Origin of the sequence: Limnospira sp. PMC 289.06 (assembly GCF_032350395.1) — a bacterium.
GTDB lineage: Bacteria > Cyanobacteriota > Cyanobacteriia > Cyanobacteriales > Microcoleaceae > Limnospira > Limnospira platensis.
In genome coordinates this window covers 1-2,886 of the sequence record NZ_JARPLC010000239.1, presented here as the reverse complement: position 1 = coordinate 2,886, position 2,886 = coordinate 1, and the positions used below count along the sequence as shown (strand labels likewise).

General features: G+C 38.5%; 1 protein-coding gene and 1 pseudogene. Both read left to right on the top strand.

The features are described from left to right. The first annotated feature begins 21 nt into the window (after window positions 1-21). Window positions 22-1,839 carry a hypothetical protein gene (locus tag P5674_RS23975; RefSeq protein ID WP_315643131.1) on the top strand — a complete coding sequence of 606 codons (1,818 nt, stop codon included), beginning with the start codon at window positions 22-24 and terminating at the stop codon, window positions 1,837-1,839. Next, window positions 1,839-2,886, top strand: a pseudogene (locus P5674_RS23970) (hypothetical protein); the annotation flags it as partial. The gene P5674_RS23975 and the pseudogene P5674_RS23970, both read left to right, overlap by 1 nt.

Sequence of the window (2,886 nt, the reverse complement as noted above, 5' to 3'; positions counted from 1 at the left end):
TACTTTAATGTGATTATTTAAATGGTTAGAAACACAATTAACCCATGGGACCCAGGTCCTACTAGGGAGCCACCAAAGAGAGATGAACCAAAGGGAGGTAAAAAACCGCGTGGGTTTGGTAGGAGACCTGGTTTTGGGGGTGGCAGAAGCGGCGGCGGTGGTGCTGGTAACAGTTTTGGCGGTCCTAATAGCGGTGACGAGGTAGATGATGATAAAGGAAGGCAACCACCAAAACCGGGGAACGAAATGCCAGACCCTCGTGATTATCCTGTTAAAAATAATGATAAATGGCATTTAATGATTTTTGCTCAAATAGTAAATAGTAGACTTAGCAGTGGAACATCTAGTATTAATAGGCATTGGTGGAGAAGGCAAGAAGCAACAACGTCAAATTTTAGACTTAATAAGATTGGATTAGATGTGTTTATAGAGTGGGAAGAATCATGGCATGATTCAGAGTACAATTACGAAGAGCCGATAATTGTACATAATGATTATATTAAACATCGTAAGTTATACCCGTTAAAACCTTACTATATGAATTCAGGTTGTGAAAGAGTTTCATTATATGGAAGTGGCTTTAATAGTTTTTATAACTCTGAATATAACGCTTCATGTCGTGATCCAAATAGGCTTATGATTAGTCCATTATTTGGGTCTATCTTTTACCGTTTAACTCCAGCCACAACCTGGACAGACGTAACAACTGTTTGGACTAAAGACCCGGAAGCAATGTTAGAATATATACATTTATGGGAAGTTCCATATATTGATAGAGGTCATCAATCATACTACGAATATGAGTCTGACGTATTGTGGGACGCCTATCGAGGTAGGTCGTATGAAAATACACGCTGGTATCCAGTATTTCCTACGAGTACTAGATTAAACTATACTTCTTTAGACGGTCCACGAATTTGGGAGAACACCCGTAATTATAGCTATAAACTATGGATTCTGTCTGAAGATAAAGATTATTTGCCGCCAGAAAACAACGTTCGTCAAATCACAATACCAGACATGAATGAAGAATGCTGTGGAATGATTAGAAGGATTTACGAGTTCCTAGACCCTGAATCCTTTCCGGCTGAAATGCCTACAAAAATAACAGTAGATGCCGATAATCCTGATAATGGAATTAAAGAAATTAAAACATTGCCAGAGTGGTTAATGTACAGATTTGACATCGATGATGAGAGGTGGGGGGAATTTGAGGTAAAGGTAGAAATTAATGATATCAATCTTCTATCAGAAGAACAAGAAGAAGTAACAATAAAATTGCCTAATATTGCAGAATCTATAGCTGAAATTTTCGGGCTGGTTATGGAAATTGCCATCTCTCATCAGGTTACACAAAACGCTGTGTTAACCTGCTTACATGAAGCAGGTTTGGCTCACGCAGCAGCCTTTAAAGCTGGTAGGGAAGTCTCGGAAATATTAGACTATTTAGGCTTTGAAACTGAGGAAAAATACGAGAAACTAAAAACAGCTTTCACTCCAGAGGCTGATAATTTTGAGGAACTACTAGAACCTAACGAAAGTAAAGTTAAAATCACTAATCAAAAGAACGCGAAAGAAACACTACAGACAGCCTTAAATCAAATAAAGGAAATATTCTCAATAGTTAGAGCGCAAGGTACTTTACAAGTTAATGGTAATGACCCATCAAAAGACATATTAGCCGATTTAACGCGGTTATATGATTCAATGAAAAAACAGGATGAGATTAGAGAACAGGAAACCAATAAAGTCAAAGAATTGCTCAAAAAAGACTTTCCTGATATCAAGATAGAAACCGAGTTAATAGACGGCGATAATCCACTAAGGGAGACTCTGTAATGGTAGCCAGAAGTGCAAGAATGCTAAGAACAACCCGTGGCTTATCCAGTCGTCAAACTAGGTCAGCAATTGGACGGAATGGAGTTAGACAGGTTAATTTTTCTCGACGAACATCAACCGAGGAAATGGGATGGTTTGGGAAGCTGTGGACAAAAGTCACAGGAAAAGTAGTTCAGTGGGGTAAATCATTTGCGGGTTGGTTATGGGAGGGACTTACTAAGTTCTTTTCTAGCTTTAGCTTTGAAAAAGTAGCGACATTTATTACCTCTAATTGGGACAGCTTTTGGAATTTCAACTGGAATATATCAGATGAACAGATAGACAAAAATATGATGAATATTGCTAATCAATTTATTAGTACTACCGCCGGTTTTTTGGGTAATATGGCAGGTAAATTAGTTTGTGGAGTATTGCCTACCATTGGTATTGCATTTATCAACAAAGCCGCTGCTATGCACATTGCCTTAAGCAAGGGACCTGAAATGCTTATGGAAGTATCTACAGCTTTCGGTGCATACGTTAAACAGTCATTTAATATGGCTATGAAAGCTATAGCATGGCAACTGTTTAAACATGGTAGACGGGTTGTTAAAATGTTTTTAGCCGCAAGCCCTTCAGCGCTTGCGAAACGTATCGTTTCGATGGTTCCCGGTGGTAAAGACAGGATGAAAAAGTGGGGTGACGAAAAAGGTGAAGAATGGAGTTTTGGGAAACAGAGAAGGGACGCTAGAGAAAAATTACCAGAAGAATATGACGGCAAGTTAAGCACTATATGGAACCAAGATAGTTCAGAGGAATTTTGGGATGAATTCTCAGATAATTGTAAAGAAGCGATTATTTTAGTCGCTCAAGGCTTAGATGAATATATCGCGTTACAACGCATTGAGGAAAATAGACAGCAACAGTTAGTTAGCGCGGTTATAGAAAACGGCAGCGAACGTTTTAGATTAGTATCAAGTTTGCGTAATTTACAGGAAAATGTAACCAACGCATTAGCTCAAACTGAGATATTAGGAAATAGAGATATTGGTCAATTTGTAGGGTCGG